At 51.0% G+C, this 18,684-nt stretch carries 17 protein-coding genes and 2 tRNA genes; all 19 read right to left on the bottom strand.

The window, feature by feature from the left end:
• Positions 1 to 64: 64 nt before the first annotated feature.
• Positions 65 to 140 (bottom strand) — tRNA-Lys (locus tag NXT09_RS14550).
• 59 nt (positions 141 to 199) lie between these two features.
• A tRNA-Lys gene (locus NXT09_RS14545) sits at positions 200 to 275 on the bottom strand.
• Positions 276 to 450: 175 nt separating this feature from the next.
• Entirely contained in the window at positions 451 to 1,227 is a 777-nt protein-coding gene (cpoB, locus tag NXT09_RS14540) for a cell division protein CpoB (protein WP_205552564.1), read from the bottom strand.
• Between the two features lie 9 nt (positions 1,228 to 1,236).
• Positions 1,237 to 1,749 carry a peptidoglycan-associated lipoprotein Pal gene (pal, locus tag NXT09_RS14535; RefSeq protein ID WP_039482724.1) on the bottom strand — a complete coding sequence of 171 codons (513 nt, stop codon included), beginning with the start codon at positions 1,747 to 1,749 and terminating at the stop codon, positions 1,237 to 1,239.
• A 40-nt stretch (positions 1,750 to 1,789) separates the two neighbouring features.
• Entirely contained in the window at positions 1,790 to 3,082 is a 1,293-nt protein-coding gene (tolB, locus tag NXT09_RS14530) for a Tol-Pal system beta propeller repeat protein TolB (protein WP_010285308.1), read from the bottom strand.
• A gap of 138 nt (positions 3,083 to 3,220) precedes the next feature.
• Positions 3,221 to 4,396, bottom strand: coding sequence for a cell envelope integrity protein TolA (tolA, locus tag NXT09_RS14525; RefSeq protein WP_268580117.1), 1,176 nt, complete (start codon positions 4,394 to 4,396; stop codon positions 3,221 to 3,223).
• 64 nt (positions 4,397 to 4,460) lie between these two features.
• Positions 4,461 to 4,886 (bottom strand): colicin uptake protein TolR, encoded by a 426-nt coding sequence (gene tolR / locus NXT09_RS14520; protein WP_010285025.1) that lies wholly within the window; start codon positions 4,884 to 4,886, stop codon positions 4,461 to 4,463.
• Between the two features lie 12 nt (positions 4,887 to 4,898).
• Positions 4,899 to 5,585: a Tol-Pal system protein TolQ gene (gene tolQ, locus NXT09_RS14515; RefSeq protein WP_039275589.1), complete on the bottom strand. Its 687-nt coding sequence runs from the start codon at positions 5,583 to 5,585 to the stop codon at positions 4,899 to 4,901.
• A complete protein-coding gene (gene ybgC / locus NXT09_RS14510; RefSeq protein ID WP_010285019.1) occupies positions 5,582 to 5,986 on the bottom strand; it encodes a tol-pal system-associated acyl-CoA thioesterase in 405 nt (134 codons plus the stop codon). The genes tolQ and ybgC overlap by 4 nt, the downstream gene beginning before the upstream one ends.
• Before the next feature lie 133 nt (positions 5,987 to 6,119).
• Positions 6,120 to 6,413 (bottom strand): cyd operon protein YbgE, encoded by a 294-nt coding sequence (gene ybgE / locus NXT09_RS14505; RefSeq protein ID WP_010285015.1) that lies wholly within the window; start codon positions 6,411 to 6,413, stop codon positions 6,120 to 6,122.
• Positions 6,410 to 6,526: a cytochrome bd-I oxidase subunit CydX gene (gene cydX, locus NXT09_RS14500; protein WP_011092952.1), complete on the bottom strand. Its 117-nt coding sequence runs from the start codon at positions 6,524 to 6,526 to the stop codon at positions 6,410 to 6,412. Before cydX ends, ybgE begins: the two co-directional genes overlap by 4 nt.
• 16 nt (positions 6,527 to 6,542) lie before the next feature.
• On the bottom strand, positions 6,543 to 7,682 hold the full coding sequence (gene cydB, locus NXT09_RS14495) for a cytochrome d ubiquinol oxidase subunit II (RefSeq protein WP_201878472.1): 1,140 nt from the start codon (positions 7,680 to 7,682) through the stop codon (positions 6,543 to 6,545).
• 13 nt (positions 7,683 to 7,695) lie between these two features.
• Entirely contained in the window at positions 7,696 to 9,264 is a 1,569-nt protein-coding gene (cydA, locus tag NXT09_RS14490; protein ID WP_205552573.1) for a cytochrome ubiquinol oxidase subunit I, read from the bottom strand.
• A 732-nt stretch (positions 9,265 to 9,996) separates the two neighbouring features.
• Positions 9,997 to 11,166 (bottom strand): YfaP family protein, encoded by a 1,170-nt coding sequence (locus NXT09_RS14485; RefSeq protein WP_370690957.1) that lies wholly within the window; start codon positions 11,164 to 11,166, stop codon positions 9,997 to 9,999.
• 226 nt (positions 11,167 to 11,392) lie between these two features.
• Positions 11,393 to 12,265, bottom strand: coding sequence for a succinate--CoA ligase subunit alpha (sucD, locus tag NXT09_RS14480; protein ID WP_010285005.1), 873 nt, complete (start codon positions 12,263 to 12,265; stop codon positions 11,393 to 11,395).
• Complete coding sequence (gene sucC, locus NXT09_RS14475; RefSeq protein ID WP_010299192.1) at positions 12,265 to 13,431, bottom strand: ADP-forming succinate--CoA ligase subunit beta; 1,167 nt, start codon at positions 13,429 to 13,431, stop codon at positions 12,265 to 12,267. The genes sucD and sucC overlap by 1 nt, the downstream gene beginning before the upstream one ends.
• Positions 13,432 to 13,633: 202 nt before the next feature.
• Positions 13,634 to 14,860 (bottom strand): 2-oxoglutarate dehydrogenase complex dihydrolipoyllysine-residue succinyltransferase, encoded by a 1,227-nt coding sequence (gene odhB, locus NXT09_RS14470; protein WP_205552575.1) that lies wholly within the window; start codon positions 14,858 to 14,860, stop codon positions 13,634 to 13,636.
• Positions 14,861 to 14,875: 15 nt separating this feature from the next.
• Entirely contained in the window at positions 14,876 to 17,683 is a 2,808-nt protein-coding gene (gene sucA / locus NXT09_RS14465) for a 2-oxoglutarate dehydrogenase E1 component (protein WP_240585686.1), read from the bottom strand.
• 275 nt (positions 17,684 to 17,958) lie between these two features.
• Positions 17,959 to 18,675 carry a succinate dehydrogenase iron-sulfur subunit gene (locus NXT09_RS14460; protein WP_010285000.1) on the bottom strand — a complete coding sequence of 239 codons (717 nt, stop codon included), beginning with the start codon at positions 18,673 to 18,675 and terminating at the stop codon, positions 17,959 to 17,961.
• Between the last annotated feature and the right edge of the window lie 9 nt (positions 18,676 to 18,684).

The raw sequence follows: 18,684 nt of genomic DNA, 5'->3' as shown, positions 1-18,684 counted from the left end.
TGATGTGAATAACGAAAGAAACAATGAACGGTGATTGGTAATGCTGAATTGGACTACTAGGAGATGGTGGGTCGTGCAGGATTCGAACCTGCGACCAATTGATTAAAAGTCAACTGCTCTACCGACTGAGCTAACGACCCGCAATGCGGAACTGCTTGATACTTACTGGTACTACGCTTACTGATAATGCTTTTGAAATTGGTGGGTCGTGCAGGATTCGAACCTGCGACCAATTGATTAAAAGTCAACTGCTCTACCGACTGAGCTAACGACCCAATTTCATGCTGCTTTAGCGTTTTGCTATTTGCCTTGGCAACGGCGGCACATATTACTGATTTAAATTTTCGGCGCAACCTATTTTCTTAAAAAACTGTTTGATTGCTTACTCTTAAGACGTTTAGGCACAAAAACCGCTCATGATGCGCAATTTTTGTGCCAATTAATACGGTATTACGATCCGGCTAAACGCTTTTGCGCCTGCTTTGCACTTTCCGTATTGGGGTACATTTTTACAACCTGCTGGTAAACGGCCTTGGCTTTATCAGCCTGACCTTTTTCCTGCATGATCACCCCAACCTTCAGCAAGGCTTCAGAACTTTTTGGTGACTTGGGATAATTTTTAACAACGTTGGCGAAATAGTACGCCGCATCGTCCTTTTTCCCCTTGTTGTAATTCAACTGACCAAGCCAATAGTTAGCATTAGGCTGATACGTTGAATCGGGGTACTTCTTGACGAATGCCTGAAATGCGCTGATAGCCTGATCGTACTGTTTTTTCTCCAGTACGAGCGCGACTGCCGCATTGTAATCAGTATTTGCATCACCCGTACTGGCCGGTGCCGCCGAATTGGCAGCACCGGTATCAGTCCCCGCCGCAGCGGCAGGCGTGCCATCTGTCGTCGGTGTAGAAGGTGATTGCGAACTTAATCCATCAATCTGCTGATAGATCTGTTTCTGCCGTTCAACAACCTGATTCAACTGATACTGACTTTCCTGAATCTGCCCACGGAGGCTGTCAATATCACGCTGATTATCAGAGAGCTGCTGTTGAAGTTGGGTTAAAAGCTGACTGTGAGCGTTAGAAATACGCTCCAATTGAGTGACGCGGTCTTCGACCGAGCCTGAGCCGACATTACTGATTGGCGCTTGGGCAGTAGCGGCCCAAGGGACCGCTACGCCAACCAGTAACGACAGACCCAACAGGTGACGTCTGAAGTTACTGCTCATGCGATTCTCTTAATATACCAGAACGGCACGACGGTTTTTGGCATACGCCGCTTCGTCATGACCGAGAACAGCTGGTTTCTCTTTACCGTAAGAAACGATAGAGATCTGATCGGAAGAAACGCCTTTACCTTGCAGGTACATTTGTACCGCGTTGGCACGACGCTCACCCAGAGCGATGTTGTATTCTGGCGTACCGCGTTCGTCCGCGTGACCTTCGATAGTCACTTTGTAAGACGGGTTGCTACGCAGGAATGCAGCGTGTGCGTCCAGCATCTGAGCGAATTCAGAGCTTACATCGTACTTGTCCAGACCGAAGTAAACGATGTTGTTGCGCTGTAATTCTTGCATCTGCAAACGAGCTTGCTCAGAAGAAGACATGTTGCCGCCGTCCATCATGCCGTTGTTACCAGCAGCACCCATGGAAGATTGGTCATTGTCCGCGTTCTTGTTGGAGCTACAAGCGGCCACTGCCAGTACCGGCAGAGCCAACATCAGGCCTTTCAGCACTTTATTGAATTGCATTTCTTATGTCCTTTGACGAGTTTATTGTACATGTCTGTACTTATAGATACGGCGACCAGGCAGGGAATTTAACCTGTCCATCAGTAGCCGGAAGACGCGCTTTGAAACGCCCATCTGTCGAAACCAACTGTAGCACTGAACCCAGCCCTTGTTTGGAACTGTAGATCACCATCGTGCCATTCGGTGCGATACTTGGCGTTTCGTCCAGGAACGTGTCCGTTAATACTTGTACGGCACCCGTTACCAGATCCAGTTTGGAAATATGCTGAGCCCCACCATTCGAGCTCACCGTTACCAAAAATTTCCCGTCGGCGCTCACATCGGAGTCCTGATTCTGAGAACCTTCCCAGGTCAGACGCTGTGGCGCGCCACCGTTAGCATTCACTTTATAAACCTGCGGACGACCAGCCTGGTCTGAAGTATAGGCCAAGGTCTGGCTGTCTGGGAACCAGGTTGGTTCCGTGTTATTACTGCGACCATCGGTCACCTGGCTGATTTGTCCAGATCCCAGATTCATCACATACAGATTCAGGCTACCGCTCTTAGACAGCGCGAACGCCAACTTGCTGCCATCAGGAGAGAAAGAAGGCGCACCGTTGTGACGTGGGAAAGAAGCAACCTGACGGATTGCACCATTTGCCAGCGTCTGAATAACCAGCGCAGAGCGGCCGCTTTCAAATGTTACATAGGCAAGCTTACTGCCGTCTGCGGACCAGGCCGGAGACATCAGAGGCTGTGGTGAGCGGTGAACCACAAACTGGTTGTAACCGTCGTAGTCGGCAACGCGCAGTTCATAAGGGAACTGACCACCGTTGGTCTGAACAACGTAAGCGATACGGGTACGGAACGCACCTTTGATACCACTCAGTTTTTCAAACACTTCATCACTGGCGGTGTGCGCAGCATAGCGCAACCACTGTTTGGTCACTTTGAACTGGTTCTGCGCCAATACGTTACCTGGGTTACCGGAGGTATCGACGAGCTGGTAAGAAACCAGATAGCTGCCATCAGCACTCGGTTGAACCTGACCAACAACAACCGCATCGATGCCCAACGCCGTCCATGCAGCAGGCGTCACTTCGGATGCTGTTGCAGGTTGCTGAGGCATACGGTTTGCGTCGATCGGGTTGAATTTGCCACTGTTGCGCAAGTCAGCACCCACGATGCCGCCGACGTCTTCAGGAGCCGCGCCCGGGCCTGCCCATTTGAACGGAACCACACCGATAGGACGTGCAGAGTCTACCCCTTGGGTAATCTCTATACGTACTTCCGCGTGAACAACCGCAGTCCACAGCATTAAAAAGCTTAATGCAACTTTCAGTACTTGCTTCATCTCATCTCCCTTATCCAGACGCGAAGTCTACGATAAATTAGCAGAATTTTAACAAAAACAAACCAATGTCAACAAAACAACATAACCTGGTTTATTTACCATCGTAATAATCTTAAATCTATTGGGTAAACAGCCCGGTTACTGCGGTTTAAAGTCTATCGGCGCATTTTTGAAAGCCTCATAAACCTCTGGACTTGGTGGCTTCGGTATTCTGGCCTGTTTGGCAGCCGCAATCGCCGCCTGACATAACGCCGGATCGCCGCCTTCAGCAGTGACGTCAATCAGCAGACCATCTGGCGCCAGCTTAATCCGTAACGTACAGGTGCGCCCTTTGTAGAGCTGCCAGTCATAAAACTTGCTCTGAATGGCGGAACGCACCTGACTACCATAGCTATCAAGCGCTGCACCTGATGCACCGCTCTTCTTATTGTTACCTGTGCCCGCAGGTGCACCACCGCCAGACTTCGGCGCATTTTTCGATGAAGCCAGTCCGCCCAGCAAATCATCAACGGCGCTTTCCTGCTTAGCAGCCTCTGCTGCCGCTTTCTTTTTCTCATCAGCGGCTTTCTTAGCCGCAGCTGCAGCTTCTGCTTTCTTCGCGGCTTCAGCGTCGGCTTTTTGCTTAGCGGCCTCGGCTGCTGCTTTTTGTTTAGCTTGTTCAGCCTCTGCGGCTGCTTTTGCTGCTTCTGCTTTAGCGGTTTCTGCTGCCTTCTGCTTGGCGGCTTCAGCCGCTTTTTCTTTAGCCTCTTCTTCCGCCTGCTTCTTGGCAGCAGCGGCCGCAGCAGCTTGTTTCTTCGCTTCGTCTTCCGCTTTTTTCTTAGCCTCTGCCGCCGCTTTTGCCTGTTGTTCAGCTTCGGCCTTCGCTTTTGCCGCTGCAGCTTCGGCTTGCTTCTGTTGTTCTTTTGCCTGCTGAGCGGCCGCTTCAGACTGCTTACGCTGTTCAGCCTGCTCCTGAGCCTGCTTTTTCGCCTCTTCCTGCGCTTGCAGACGCTCTTTCTCCAGCTCTTTCAGCCGCTGCTGTTCAGCCGCTTGCTTCTGCTGAAGCTCTTCGGCCTGCCGTTCAGCCTGCTTTTGACGCTGCTGTTCAGAACGTTTCGCATCAGTTTGCTGCTGCTGTTGGCGGTTATACTGCTCTACCACCGCGCTCGGATCGACCATGACGGCATCAATTGACGAGCCCCCGCCGCCCCCGCTGGCATCCATCGTTTGCGTCGACGAACTCCAAAGCAGCAAAGCAATCAGTATGATGTGCAAAACAGCCGAGATAATAACGGCGCGTTTCAGCTTATCGTTTTGTTCGTTTGCCTTTAGCACAAGCGATTCCCAAAAACAGTGTTGCCAGAAATAGGCTTAACGATCATTACCGTGATGCGCTCATTTAAATCGGTTGTGTCATCAAACCAACGGATTTTACGCCAGCCTGATGCAACAAATTCAACGCTTTAATGATCTCATCATAAGGAACATCCTTCGCGCCACCAATCAAAAAGACCGTCTTGGGATTGGTTGACAGCCGTGATTGCGCTTCAGCAACCACCTGCTCTGCCGGAAGCTGCTCCATACGGTTTTGTTCAACAACCAGGCTATATTGCCCTATGCCTGAAACCTCTACGATCACGGGCGGATTGTCATTGCTGGAGACCGTTTTTGAGTCGGTCGCATCCGGGAGATCCACCTCAACGCTCTGCGTAATAATCGGCGCTGTCGCCATAAAAATCAGCAACAGCACCAACAGCACGTCCAGTAACGGGACAATGTTGATCTCGGATTTCAGCTCACGACGGCCTCTGCGTACTCGTGCCATGATCCCCCCTGATTACTTGCTGTTGTCGCTGGAGAACGCCTGACGGTGCAGGATAGCGATGAACTCTTCCGTAAAGTTGTCGTAGTTCTGCTCCAGTTTACCCACCCGCAGGCTAAGACGGTTATACGCCATGACCGCAGGGATCGCCGCAAACAGGCCAATTGCCGTTGCAATCAAGGCTTCGGCAATACCAGGGGCAACCATTTGCAAGGTTGCCTGCTTCACTGCGCCCAGCGCGATGAAGGCATGCATAATTCCCCAAACGGTACCGAACAGGCCGATATACGGGCTGATAGAACCAACGGTTCCCAAAAAGGGAATGTGTGTTTCCAGCGTTTCCAACTCACGATTCATTGAAATACGCATTGCACGGGATGCCCCTTCCACTACGGCTTCCGGCGCATGGCTGTTGGCACGATGCAACCGTGCAAATTCTTTGAAACCTGAATGGAAGATTTGTTCAGTGCCCGTCAGGCTATCGCGACGAGTCTGACTTTCCTGATAGAGGCGCGACAGTTCGATGCCCGACCAAAATTTGTCCTCGAACGCTTCAGCCTCACGCGTCGCCGAGTTCAGAATTCGGGTACGTTGAATAATGATCGCCCAGGAAGCGATAGAAAAACAGATTAAAATCAGCATGATTAGTTTGACCAGAAGGCTTGCCTTCAGGAACAAATCAAAAACGTTCATGTCAGTCACTGCTTGAACTCCGCGACAATAGACTTAGGAAGCGCAATTGGCTTCATTTGATGTGGATCGATGCATGCGATCAAAACTTCAGCATGGCTTAGCAGGGTACCATGAGCATTGAGAATACGCTGGGCGAAAGTCATAGAAGCGCCACGCAGCGAGATAATCTCGCTCTGCACTTCCAGCATGTCGTCGAGGCGCGCAGGAGCAAGATACTCCACCGTCATCCGACGAACAGCAAACGCGACATGCTCACTTAGCAAGGCTTGCTGGTGAAAGTTGCGCTCACGCAACGCCTCGGTTCTTGCCCTTTCATAAAAGGCAACATAGCGAGCGTGGTAGACAACGCCACCTGCATCAGTGTCTTCAAAGTAGACTCGAACTGGCCAGCGAAACAACGAATTACTCACTCTACATCCCAGTAATGCATTAAACCTCGCTACTATACGCAAGAGAAATGAGGTTTGGAATGGATTGTGACAACGGAAAGAAAATAATTATGGGCTGCAAGCAACCCATAACTAAATGGAATAGGAGGCTATTTTAGCCGAAGAAATAGTACAATCCTGCGCACAGGATCACAAAGGCGGGAAGTGGTGCGAAAAACGCGCGCCAGAGCAGGCGATGTGGACGAAAACCAACGCCATGAACAACGCCAGCGCAAACGGCCCAAATCAACAGCAGCCCCTGCCAAACCGCGAGCTCACTGGTCCGCGCCGCAAAGCGCGTCGGATCCCAGAACACACAGCCAGCCAGCAGCAACGCCATGATAAGGGAAAGAGCCCTTAATGGGCTCTTATCCATCAGGCGATAGAGTTTATCGACCAGATCACTCATTGCTTATCTTCTTCAGCCGCTTTGCTTGCCTCACTCTGCTCAATAGCCAGGGCCGTGATGATCCCCAGTGAGCAAGCAAGAAGCGTTCCGAGTATCCAGGCAAAATACCACATAAATTAAGCTCCTTACTTAGTACATAGAGTGAGTGTTTTGCTCAATCTGCTCTTTGGTAATGCGACCGAACATCTTGTAGTAACACCATGCGGTATAAGACAGCACGATAGGAACGAAAATCATCGCAACCACTGTCATGACTTTCAGCGTCAGCAGGCTTGATGTCGCATCCCATACCGTCAAGCTAACGTTAGGCACAGTCACTGACGGCATGATGAACGGGAACATAGCGATCCCTGCGGTCAGAATCACACAAGCGATAGTCAGAGAGGAGAACAGGAATGCCCAGGCCCCTTTCTCTGCGCGCGCCATAAGGGTAGTCAGAACTGGCAGCACTACGCCCAGAACAGGGATAGCCCACAATACCGGATGGTTATTGAAGTTGACCAACCAGGCACCTGCCTGCTGAACGACTTCTTTACGCAGCGGGTTAGACTCAGCCGCAGTGTTAATCGCAGACGTCACCACATAACCATCAATACCGTAAACAACCCATACGCCAGCCAGAGCAAACGTCACCATCATCACCAGCGCGGAAATCTGCGCAGCGGATTTGGAACGCACGTGCAGGTCGCCCGTGGTACGCATCATCAGGTAGGTTGCCCCCTGAGTCAGGATCATCGTCAGGCTAACTACACCAGCCAACAGGCCAAACGGATTCAGCAGTTGGAAGAAGTTTCCGGTGTAGTACAGGCGCAGATATTCATCGACGTGGAACGGCACGCCCTGCAACAGGTTACCAAATGCCACACCAATCACTACCGGTGGGACAAAGCTACCGATGAAGATGCCCCAGTCCCACATGCCACGCCAGCGCGGATCTTCGATTTTTGAACGGTAATCGAAGCCGACAGGACGGAAGAACAACGAGGCCAGCACCAGAATCATGGCAATGTAGAAACCGGAGAACGCCGCAGCGTAAACCATCGGCCAGGCAGCAAACAGCGCACCACCGGCGGTGATCAGCCAAACCTGGTTACCGTCCCAGTGCGGCGCAATGCTGTTAATCATGACGCGACGCTCGGTATCACCACGTCCCATCAGACGCACCAGAATGCCCACGCCCATGTCAAAACCATCAGTGATAGCGAAGCCAATCAGCAAAATACCGATCAACAGCCACCAGATAAAACGTAAGACTTCATATTCAAACATAGTGGACTCCTGTTTACCGTGCTTCCTGCGCAGCCGCTATAGGTTGTTCAAAATGGTAGCGCCCTGTTTTCAGGCTGCTTGGCCCCAGACGTGCGAATTTGAACATCAGATACATTTCTGCAATCAGGAAGAGCGTATACAGACCACAGATCAGCCCCATGGAGAACAGAATATCCCCTGCGGTCAGTGATGACGTCGCAACGGCTGTCGGCAGAATCTCACCGATAGCCCAAGGCTGACGGCCGTATTCAGCCACAAACCAGCCGGCTTCGATAGCAATCCACGGCAACGGAATACCGTACAACGCCGTACGGAGCAGCCAACGTTTTTGACCAATTTTGTTGCGCAGAACGGTCCAGAAAGACAGGCCGATGATTAACAGCATCAGAATGCCGCAGCCCACCATGATACGGAAAGAGAAATACAGCGGTGCAACACGCGGGATAGAATCTTTAACAGCCTGTTGAATCTGCGTTTCTGTCGCATCAGAGACTTTCGGCGTATAGCGTTTCAGCAGCAAACCATAGCCCAGATCCTGCTTAGCTTGATCGAACGCTTCTTTTACTGCCGGGTCGGTGTTGCCCGCGCGTAATTCTTCCAGCAACTGGTAAGCCTTCATACCATTGCGAATACGCACTTCATGCATCACCAGCAGTTCTTTCAGACCCGTTACTTCTTTGTCAGTAGAACGCGTGGCAATGAGCCCCAGAGCGTAAGGGATCTTGATGGCATAGTTATTTTCCATCGTATCCTGATTGGGGATGCCGATCAGCGTAAAGGATGCCGGTGCGGGTTGCGTTTCCCATTCTGCTTCAATGGCCGCCAGTTTGGTTTTCTGTACGTCACCCATTTCATAACCGGATTCATCACCCAGTACAATAACGGACAGGACAGCAGCCATACCGAAGCTTGCTGCGATAGCGAATGAACGCTTGGCAAACGCAATGTCACGGCCTTTCAGCAGATAGTAAGAACTGACACCCAGAATGAACATCGCACCCGTACAGTAACCTGCCGCTACCGTGTGAACGAATTTCACCTGAGCAACCGGGTTCAGTACCAGATCGGCGAAGCTCACCATTTCCATACGCATGGTTTCGAAATTGAAATCCGATGCGATGGGGTTCTGCATCCAGCCATTGGCAACCAGAATCCACAGTGCAGAGAAGTTAGAGCCCAGTGCGACCAGCCAGGTCACGGCCATATGCTGCACTTTTCCTAAACGGTCCCAGCCGAAGAAGAACAAGCCAACAAAGGTCGATTCCAGGAAGAATGCCATCAGGCCTTCAATCGCTAGCGGCGCGCCGAAAATATCCCCGACGTAGTGAGAGAAATATGACCAGTTGGTCCCGAATTGAAACTCCATGGTCAATCCGGTAGCGACCCCCAGAGCAAAGTTAATTGCAAATAACTTGCCCCAGAATTTGGTCATATCTTTATAGATTTGTTTGCCGGACAGCACATATACCGTTTCCATAATCGCCAGCAAAAACGCCATCCCCAGCGTTAATGGTACGAATAGAAAATGGTACATTGCAGTTAAGGCAAACTGTAAACGTGACAGTTCGACTACATCAAACATTTTGACTCCTTGCTCCTCGCAGGAAGGGATTAGCTTGCAAACGCTGACAAGCCGCCAAACATCCGGCCATTACACCCAAAAAGAACACAACAAGAATTGCTTTAACACAGGCTGTAATGAACGCTAGAAATACCGTTCACCAGGGCAGTCGCATCGCGATACCCCGACAGCAAGCTCAAGATAAATCACAAGTATTACAAATCGCGTACCCCATAGGGAGGTAGCCGTATATTACGCCTGTAATCCCCTACAATAAATAGGTTTTTACGTGACCCAGACTAGGTTTTTGGCTTCAAATCAACTTTTCCACTAAACGACGCGAAAGACGATAATTGACCTCGCGCAATTTAAGCCTATTTCAGAAATTATATCCAGAGGCGTTTTTTGATCTAAAACAATTTAACGCTTTTCTCGTGATTGTCGCGTTGCATTAATTTCCTTATTACACTCATTGTTAATACAATGTGACTTTTAGGTTTAATTAAAATTAATTCAGCAATATAATTTTTACTTTCCGTTATCGATTATTCACATGCATTTTTTATCTTCTATTTTATGTCAAATTTTTATTTTTTATTGCCGACAACGACACGGTATTTCTTATCAAATGACAGTGAACTCCCCTGCCCTTCCCCAGTGCGCCGCCGATTTGTCACGCTCCATGCCAAAGCGGAGACCAAAAGGCCTCCGCTGTGGTTACAGGTTAAGTGACACGTAGCAAGATGCTGCGATTTACTTCTTCGCTTTCATCCGTTCAATGGCGTTATCGTAAACCGTGTTACTTTTCTCGCTTTTTGCAAGCTCATAGTGCTGGAGTGCATCGCTGAACTGACCCGCATTCTCGTAGATTTTTGCAATGTTGTAGTACGAACTGGCACGTGTGGTTGCCGCGTTGCTACCATTTGCCAATGCAATCGCTTTACGGTTGGCCCAAATGGCTTCGGCAATGTTGCCGCGTTTTTGATAGGTCAGGCCCAGGTTGCTATATGCCTGACCAAACGCGCTGTCCTGATCGATCGCGGCCAGGAACAGTGTGGTGGCCTGCTCTAGCTCACCGCGCCCATAGGCGGCTTCACCGTCGCGATTGAGGCTTTTTGCCAGCGCAGTATTCCCGGTAACGGAAACTGCAGTTTGCGCCGGGTTCAGCACCATTGGCAACGCATTACCATCCTTCGCTTTTGAGAAATCGGCCTCGCCAACGGCATTGATATCTTCAAAGTCACCGTTAGGGTTAAGACGGAAAACCGTCCAGATATTCCCTGTCTTATTCAGTGGGACGGAATATGAACGTACCTGTGAGCTGCCAACATAGACAAATACTTTTGCACGACTTGCTGAAAGCGCTGATGAATTAGCCTTATCACCGTTCGTATAATCATGAACAGCATAAATATAACTTTCACCTAAACGCTTTTTATCAATGGTGATAGTTTCCGGCCCAAAGCTATCGGTATCATCCACATCAAGATTGGCATCGCGTCCTTTCTTGTATTGGAAATAAATATGATTATCCGGATAAATAAGATGAGAATCTAAATCGAAAGGTCTTTCACCCCAGGTTAATACAATTCTCATGCCATCCAGACTTTTCATTACCGGACTAATAGCATAAGTCATTCCATCACACGGGCATTTCACCACCAGATCGGAATACCCTTCTTTTTTAATGATCAGCAGACTGTCCTGATCCACCTCGAACGGCGCGTTAAGCGCCGCACGGCCTGCGACATCAGAGCGTGCGGTCACTGACTGCGCACCATTCTTCTGTAGAATCACAGCGGCACCATCAATCTTTTTATCTTTAACTGTCGCACTGAGCACTTCAATATTAATAGACTGTGCGCTGGCCGCGCAGGTAAATGCAGATAATGCCAAAATCAGCGCTTTTATATTTCCTTTCACACAACATCCCCTTAAGGCAAATTAATTAATCATTCCCTGTTTATACAAACCCAATGAGATAATCATCATTTCTGTTTATCACTCATCGCTTTTTCAGGCGCGCGAATTATCCAATAAAACCCAAAAAAAGTCATGCGCAATTCAGTTATGCCAATTAACCTCGGAAGCCAAATTGGAATAAAAAAAGCCACCCGAAGGTGGCTAGAATGTTTAATCGAATAATCGATTAACGCGATAATATCGCTTTTACTGCATCGCCGATATCCGCCAGGCTGCGAACGGTTTTAACACCCGCCGCTTCTAACGCTGCGAACTTATCGTCAGCGGTACCTTTACCGCCTGCGATGATGGCGCCAGCGTGGCCCATGCGCTTACCTTTCGGTGCAGTCACACCCGCGATGTAGCCGACAACCGGCTTCGTCACGTGCTCTTTAATGTAGGCAGCCGCTTCTTCTTCCGCCGTACCGCCGATTTCACCGATCATCACGATGGCTTCCGTCTGCGGATCCTGCTCAAACAGCTTCAGGATATCGATGAAGTTAGAACCTGGGATCGGGTCGCCGCCGATACCCACACAGCTGGACTGACCCAGACCAGCATCGGTCGTTTGCTTCACAGCTTCATACGTCAGGGTACCGGAACGAGAAACGATACCCACTTTACCCGGCAGGTGAATATGGCCCGGCATAATACCGATCTTACATTCGCCCGGCGTGATCACACCTGGGCAGTTCGGACCGATCATCCGCACACCGCTCTGGTCGAGTTTCACTTTCACCGTCAGCATATCCAGCGTCGGGATACCTTCGGTGATACAGATGATCAGCTCGATACCTGCGTCAATCGCTTCCAGAATGGAGTCTTTACAGAACGGAGCGGGAACGTAGATAACGGATGCCGTTGCGCCCGTCGCTTCTACCGCTTCACGTACCGTATTAAATACAGGCAGACCCAGATGTTCCGTGCCGCCTTTACCCGGCGTCACACCGCCGACCATTTGCGTACCGTAAGCAAGTGCTTGCTCAGAGTGGAATGTCCCCTGACTACCGGTAAAACCCTGACAGATAACTTTGGTATTTTTATTAATCAGAATGGACATTATTTATCCCCCACTGCTGCAACAACCTGCTGAGCTGCACCCGTCAGGCTGGTCGCGGCAATAATATTCAGGCCGCTATCCGCCAGTTTCTTGGCACCCAGTTCCGCATTGTTTCCTTCAAGACGTACAACAACCGGTACGTTAACACCCACTTCGGCTACGGCGCCGATGATGCCGTCAGCGATCAAATCGCAACGTACGATGCCACCAAAGATGTTAACAAAGACGGCTTTGACCTTGTCGTCAGACAGGATGATTTTGAACGCTTCAGTAACACGTTCTTTCGTCGCGCCGCCGCCAACATCAAGGAAGTTAGCAGGAGAACCGCCGTGCAGTTTCACGATGTCCATCGTGCCCATCGCCAGACCAGCACCGTTGACCATACAGCCAATGTTGCCGTCCAGTGCGACATAGTTCAGTTCCCACTGTGCCGCATGCGCTTCACGGGAATCTTCCTGACTTGGGTCGCGCATTTCACGCAGCTCAGGCTGACGGAACAGGGCATTGCCGTCCGCACCCAGTTTACCATCCAGGCAGATAAGATCGCCCTGCTTGGTGATAACCAGCGGGTTGATTTCTACCAGCGCCAGATCGCGCTCCAGGAACAGCGTCGCCAGCCCCATGAAGATTTTGGTGAACTGAGCCACTTGCTTACCGCTTAAGCCCAGTTTGAAAGCCAATTCACGGCCCTGATAAGGCTGTGGGCCTACCAGTGGATCGATCGCTGCTTTATGAATTAGCTCCGGCGTTTCTTCCGCCACTTTTTCAATTTCTACGCCACCTTCAGTGGACGCCATGAACACCACGCGACGCGTGCCACGGTCAACAACCGCGCCCAGATAAAGCTCTTTGTCGATATCCGTTGCGGCTTCAACCAGGATCTGATGAACCGGCTGACCCTGTGCGTCAGTTTGATAAGTAACGAGTTTTTTACCCAGCCAGTTTTCAGCAAAGGCGCGGATATCTTCTTTATTGCTGACGACTTTAACGCCGCCCGCTTTACCGCGACCGCCTGCGTGAACCTGACATTTTACGACCCACGGACCCGCACCAATTTTAGACGCGGCTTCTTCCGCTTCACGCGGTGTGGTACAGGCATAGCCGGTCGGTGCCGGTAAACCATATCGAGCAAAGAGTTGTTTTGCCTGATACTCGTGTAAATTCATGATGTTCTATCCATTTAGGTTTGGAGATAAGTCGGCAGACGGTTTTTCATCACCGAATCTTTCGGTAGAGAAAAGCGCCATTAACTCTCTGATATATTTGGATAACGCCGTTGAGAAAAAACGGCCTGCATAGCACATAATCTGGTATATCGTTTCGGGCGGCAACCGTCAGGGTTATCCGCCCGAGAGCCTATCTGTCGGACTACACGTCTAACAGCAGACGCGCTGGATCTTCCAGCATCTCTTTCACTGTCACCAGGAAGCCAACGGACTCACGGCCGTCAACCAAACGGTGATCGTAAGACAGCGCCAGATACATCATCGGCAGAATAACGACCTGACCATCAACCGCCATCGGACGATCTTTAATGGCGTGCATACCCAGAATCGCACTCTGCGGTGGGTTGATGATTGGGGTAGACATCAGAGAGCCAAAGACGCCGCCGTTGGTAATGGTGAAATTACCACCCAGCAGTTCTTCAACCGTCAGTTTGCCGTCACGGCCTTTCACGGCCAGTTCTTTGATACGCTTCTCGATGTCGGCCATGCCCAGCGCATCCACATCACGCAGCACTGGCGTCACCAGACCACGCGGGGTAGATACCGCGATGCTGACATCGAAGTAGTTGTGGTAAACCACATCTTCGCCATCAATAGAGGCATTCACTTCTGGATAACGCTTCAGCGCTTCGACCACAGCTTTGATGTAGAAGGACATGAAGCCCAGACGCACACCGTGACGCTTCTCAAATGCGTCGCCGTACTGCTTGCGCAGATCCATGATTGGCTGCATGTTGATTTCGTTGAACGTCGTCAACATTGCCGTGCTGTTTTTCGCTTCCAGCAGACGCTCTGCAACACGCTTACGCAGGCGCGTCATCGGTACGCGTTTTTCGCTGCGCGCGCCCAGAGCCGGTGCCGGAGAAGCGGCTGGCGCTTCGGACTTAGGCGCTTTACCAGACTCTGTCTTCTGGGCAGCCAAATGCTTATCCACGTCTTCACGGGTAATTCGACCACCTACGCCGCTGCCTTTGATAGCAGAAGCATCGAGATCGTGCTCTGCAATCAGACGGCGGATCGCCGGGCTAAGTGCGTCGCTGTTCTCTTCTTCCAGCCCAGCAGTATGACGCTGTGCCGGTGTTGATTCTTTGCTTTGTGATTTCTCGCTGGTTTCTTTACCAGAGCTGTCGCCACGACGAATGCGGCCCAGCAGTTGGCGAGACGTTACTGTCGCGCCTTCCTCTTCCAGCACGGCATCCAAAATGCCAGCTTCAGAGGCAGGAACTTCCAGTACAACTTTATCAGTTTCAATTTCAACCAGTACTTCATCGCGCTGGACGCTATCGCCTGGCTTTTTATGCCAGGTAGCAACGGTGGCGTCAGCGACGGATTCAGGCAGGTCGGGAACATGAATATCTACGCTACTCATTATCTATCCTTTTATTTAATCAACGTTCAGCGCGTCATCGACCAGATCTTGCTGTTGTTTCTGGTGTACGGACATATAGCCAACGGCGGGTGATGCAGACGCCGGGCGTCCTGCGTAACGTAAAGAAGCCCCAAACGGAATCACTTCACGGAAATGGTGCTGACTGCAATACCAGGCTCCCTGATTCAGCGGCTCTTCCTGACACCACACGAAATCGTGAACATGGGCAAACGATTCCAGCGCAGCTTGAACGGCCTGATGCGGGAATGGATAAAGCTGTTCGATACGGACAATCGCGACATTCTTTTGCTCGTTCTTGCGGCGCTGTTCTACCAAATCATAGTAGACCTTACCGGAACAAAGCACGACACGCTTCACGGCTGCCGGATCTAATTCTTCTACTTCACCAATCGCCGGCTGGAAGGAACCATTTGCCAGTTCATCCAGTGAAGAAATCGCCAGCGGATGGCGCAGCAGAGATTTCGGTGACATGACCACCAGCGGACGGCGCATACCGCGCAGCGCCTGACGGCGAAGCATGTGATAAACCTGCGCAGGCGTTGACGGAATACAGACCTGCATATTTTGCTCAGCGCACAACTGCAGATAGCGTTCCAGTCTGGCAGACGAGTGCTCTGGGCCCTGGCCTTCATAACCGTGCGGCAGCAGCATGACCAGACCACACATCCGGCCCCACTTCTGCTCACCGGAGCTGATGAACTGGTCGATAACGACCTGCGCACCGTTGGCGAAGTCACCAAACTGCGCTTCCCAGATGGTCAGGGTGCGCGGTTCTGCGGTCGCATAGCCATATTCAAACGCCAGAATCGCTTCTTCAGACAATACGGAGTCCCAGACGTTAAACGCGCCTTGCCCGTTATGCACGTGGTTCAGCGGCGTGTAGCTGGAGCCGTTTTTCTGGTTGTGTACAACAGCATGGCGATGGAAGAACGTACCGCGACCGCTGTCCTCACCAGACAGACGAATCGGAAGCCCTTCATCGACCAGCGTAGCGTAAGCCAGTGTTTCTGCTCCGCCCCAGTCAAACGGTTTGTTGCCCGCAGCCATTTCGGCACGGTCAGCATAGACCTTGGCAACGCGAGGATGGATTTCAATCCCTTCTGGCACTTCGCTGATACGCTTCGCCAGTTCCTGCAAGCGTTTCATTTCTGTTGCGTGCGGGTAAGGCTCATCCCATTCGTGGTTCAGATACGGCGTCCAGGTAAAGGACTGCATATCCATCTGACGCCATTCTTCCACCACGCATTCACCAGCATCCAGCGCATCGCGGTACAGGTTGACCATTTCGGTGGCATCTTCCAGCGTAATGGATTTTTCCTGCTCCAGACGATCGGCGTATACCTTACGCGGCGTCGGGTGCTTCTTGATCTTCTGGTACATCATCGGCTGCGTTGCACTTGGCTCGTCAGCTTCGTTATGACCATGACGGCGATAACAAATCAGATCGATGAACACATCGCGTTTGAAGGTATTACGGAAATCCAGCGCAAGACGCGTAACAAACGCCACCGCTTCCGGGTCGTCTGCGTTAACGTGGAAAATCGGTGCCTGCACCATCTTGCCGATATCGGTACAGTATTCGGTTGAGCGAATGTCCAGCGGGTTAGAAGTGGTAAAGCCAATACGGTTGTTGATCACAATACGCAGTGTGCCGCCAACTTCGTAGCCACGCACCGTCGACATGTTCAGCAGTTCCTGCACCACGCCCTGACCGCTGATTGCCGCATCACCGTGAATGGTGATAGGTAAAACACGCGGACCACTCTGGCTATTCAGACGATCGAGACGCGCACGTACCGAGCCCGTTACTACCGGGCTGACGATCTCCAGATGCGATGGGTTGAACGCCAGTGCCAAATGCACCAGACCGCCAGCAGTCTCGAATTCAGACGAGAAGCCCTGGTGATATTTCACGTCACCGGTACCGAGGTGTTCTTTATGCTTGCCAGCGAACTCGTCGAACAGATCCTGAGATTTTTTGCCCAATACGTTGATCAGCACGTTGAGGCGGCCACGGTGTGCCATCCCCAATACAACTTCGCGAGTATCGTTTGCACCCGCATGGCGAATCAGCTCTTTCAGCATCGGAACCAGTGCATCGCCGCCTTCCAGCGAGAAACGCTTCGCTCCAGGATACTTAGCACCCAGATAACGTTCCAGCCCTTCGGCTGCGGTTAATTCTTTCAGGAAACGACGCTTTTCTTCGAGAGAAAATGACGGCTGCCCCATTACCGATTCGATACGCTGTTGAATCCAACGTTTCTCTTCCGTACTGGTCATGTGCATATATTCTGCACCGATAGAACCGCAGTAGGTGCGCTTCAGTGCTTCATACAGATCTTCCAGCTTCATGGTGTCTTTGCCGATGGCAAAAGACCCCACGTTGAAAGATTCCTGCAAGTCATCCTGCGTCAGATTGTGGTAATCCAGATCCAATTCTGCAACGGGTTCCTGCGGACGCAGGAAGATCGGGTCCAGGTTAGCTTGCTGATGTCCACGGAAGCGGAACGCATTGATCAGCTGCAACACCTTGACCTGCTTAGCATCAATATCGGGATCGGTGACTGACGAGGTAAAGCGCGATGAGTCTTTCGCCAGACGGCGGAAATATTCACGCGTTTTGGAATGGAGTTGATCCGGTTTGACCCCACTCGTAGGCAATTGCTGGAAGATCGAGCGCCAGCTATGTTCGATCGAGTCAGGATCGGTTAAAAAATCTTCATAGAGTTGCTCTATGTAGGACTGATTCGCACCCGCCAAATAGGAGGAATCCAGCCAGGCCTTCATCGCGCCGTTCTGCATCATGATCCCTTAAGCTAATAAGCTTCAGTTTTCGCCGTGGTTAACATGTAATTAGTGTCCGTATATCGTTCGCCGTACAAACGGTTCACTTGTCGTACTTCGGTACGCGCTTAGGGTATCCATCCCCCCTAAGGAACCTTTAAAAACCGGTTCGGGCGCGTAAGCCGGTTTTTAAAGGTTTCCTGCGCTCCCTCTGAAGAATAGCAACTTCAGAGGGAGATACATGTTTTACTACTTAATCTTTATGCAATAACACGTTACGTACTAACTAGCCGTTACGCGCTACGGTGCAACAGCATCGATTTAATATGACCAATAGCCTTGGTCGGGTTCAGCCCTTTCGGACACACGTTGACGCAGTTCATGATGCCGTGGCAGCGGAAGACGCTGAACGCATCGTCCAGATCGTCCAGTCGTGGCTGGGTTTCCGTATCGCGACTGTCAATCAGGAAGCGATACGCTGCCAGCAGCCCCGCGGGTCCGACAAACTTGTCCGGGTTCCACCAGAACGACGGGCAAGACGTTGAACAGCAGGCGCACATGATGCATTCATACAACCCATCCAGCTTGGCACGTTGTTCAGGCGATTGCAGATGCTCACGCGCCGGCGGATTTTTCCCATTATTCAACAGGTAAGGCTTTATTTTCTCATATTGAGCATAGAACTGTCCCATGTCCACTACCAAATCACGAACAACCGGTAATCCAGGTAAAGGACGGATAACAATTTTGCTGTTTCCGCGACGTAACGCAGAAACTGGCGTAATACAGGCCAGCCCATTTTTGCCGTTCATGTTGACGCCATCGGAACCGCAGACGCCTTCACGGCAGGAACGACGGAATGACAGCGTTGGATCTTGCTCTTTCAGCAGCATCAGCGCATCCAGCAGCATCATGTCGCGGCCTTCTTCCGCCTCCAGCTGGTAATCCTGCATCCGCGGAGCATCGTCAACATCCGGGTTGTAACGATAAATAGAAAATTCGAGTTTCATCGTTTGATC

The organism is Pectobacterium jejuense, from assembly GCF_026800125.1.
GTDB lineage: Bacteria > Pseudomonadota > Gammaproteobacteria > Enterobacterales > Enterobacteriaceae > Pectobacterium > Pectobacterium jejuense.
The sequence above is the reverse complement of the archived record's forward strand: the minus strand, read 5'-3'. Positions and strand labels throughout refer to the sequence as shown.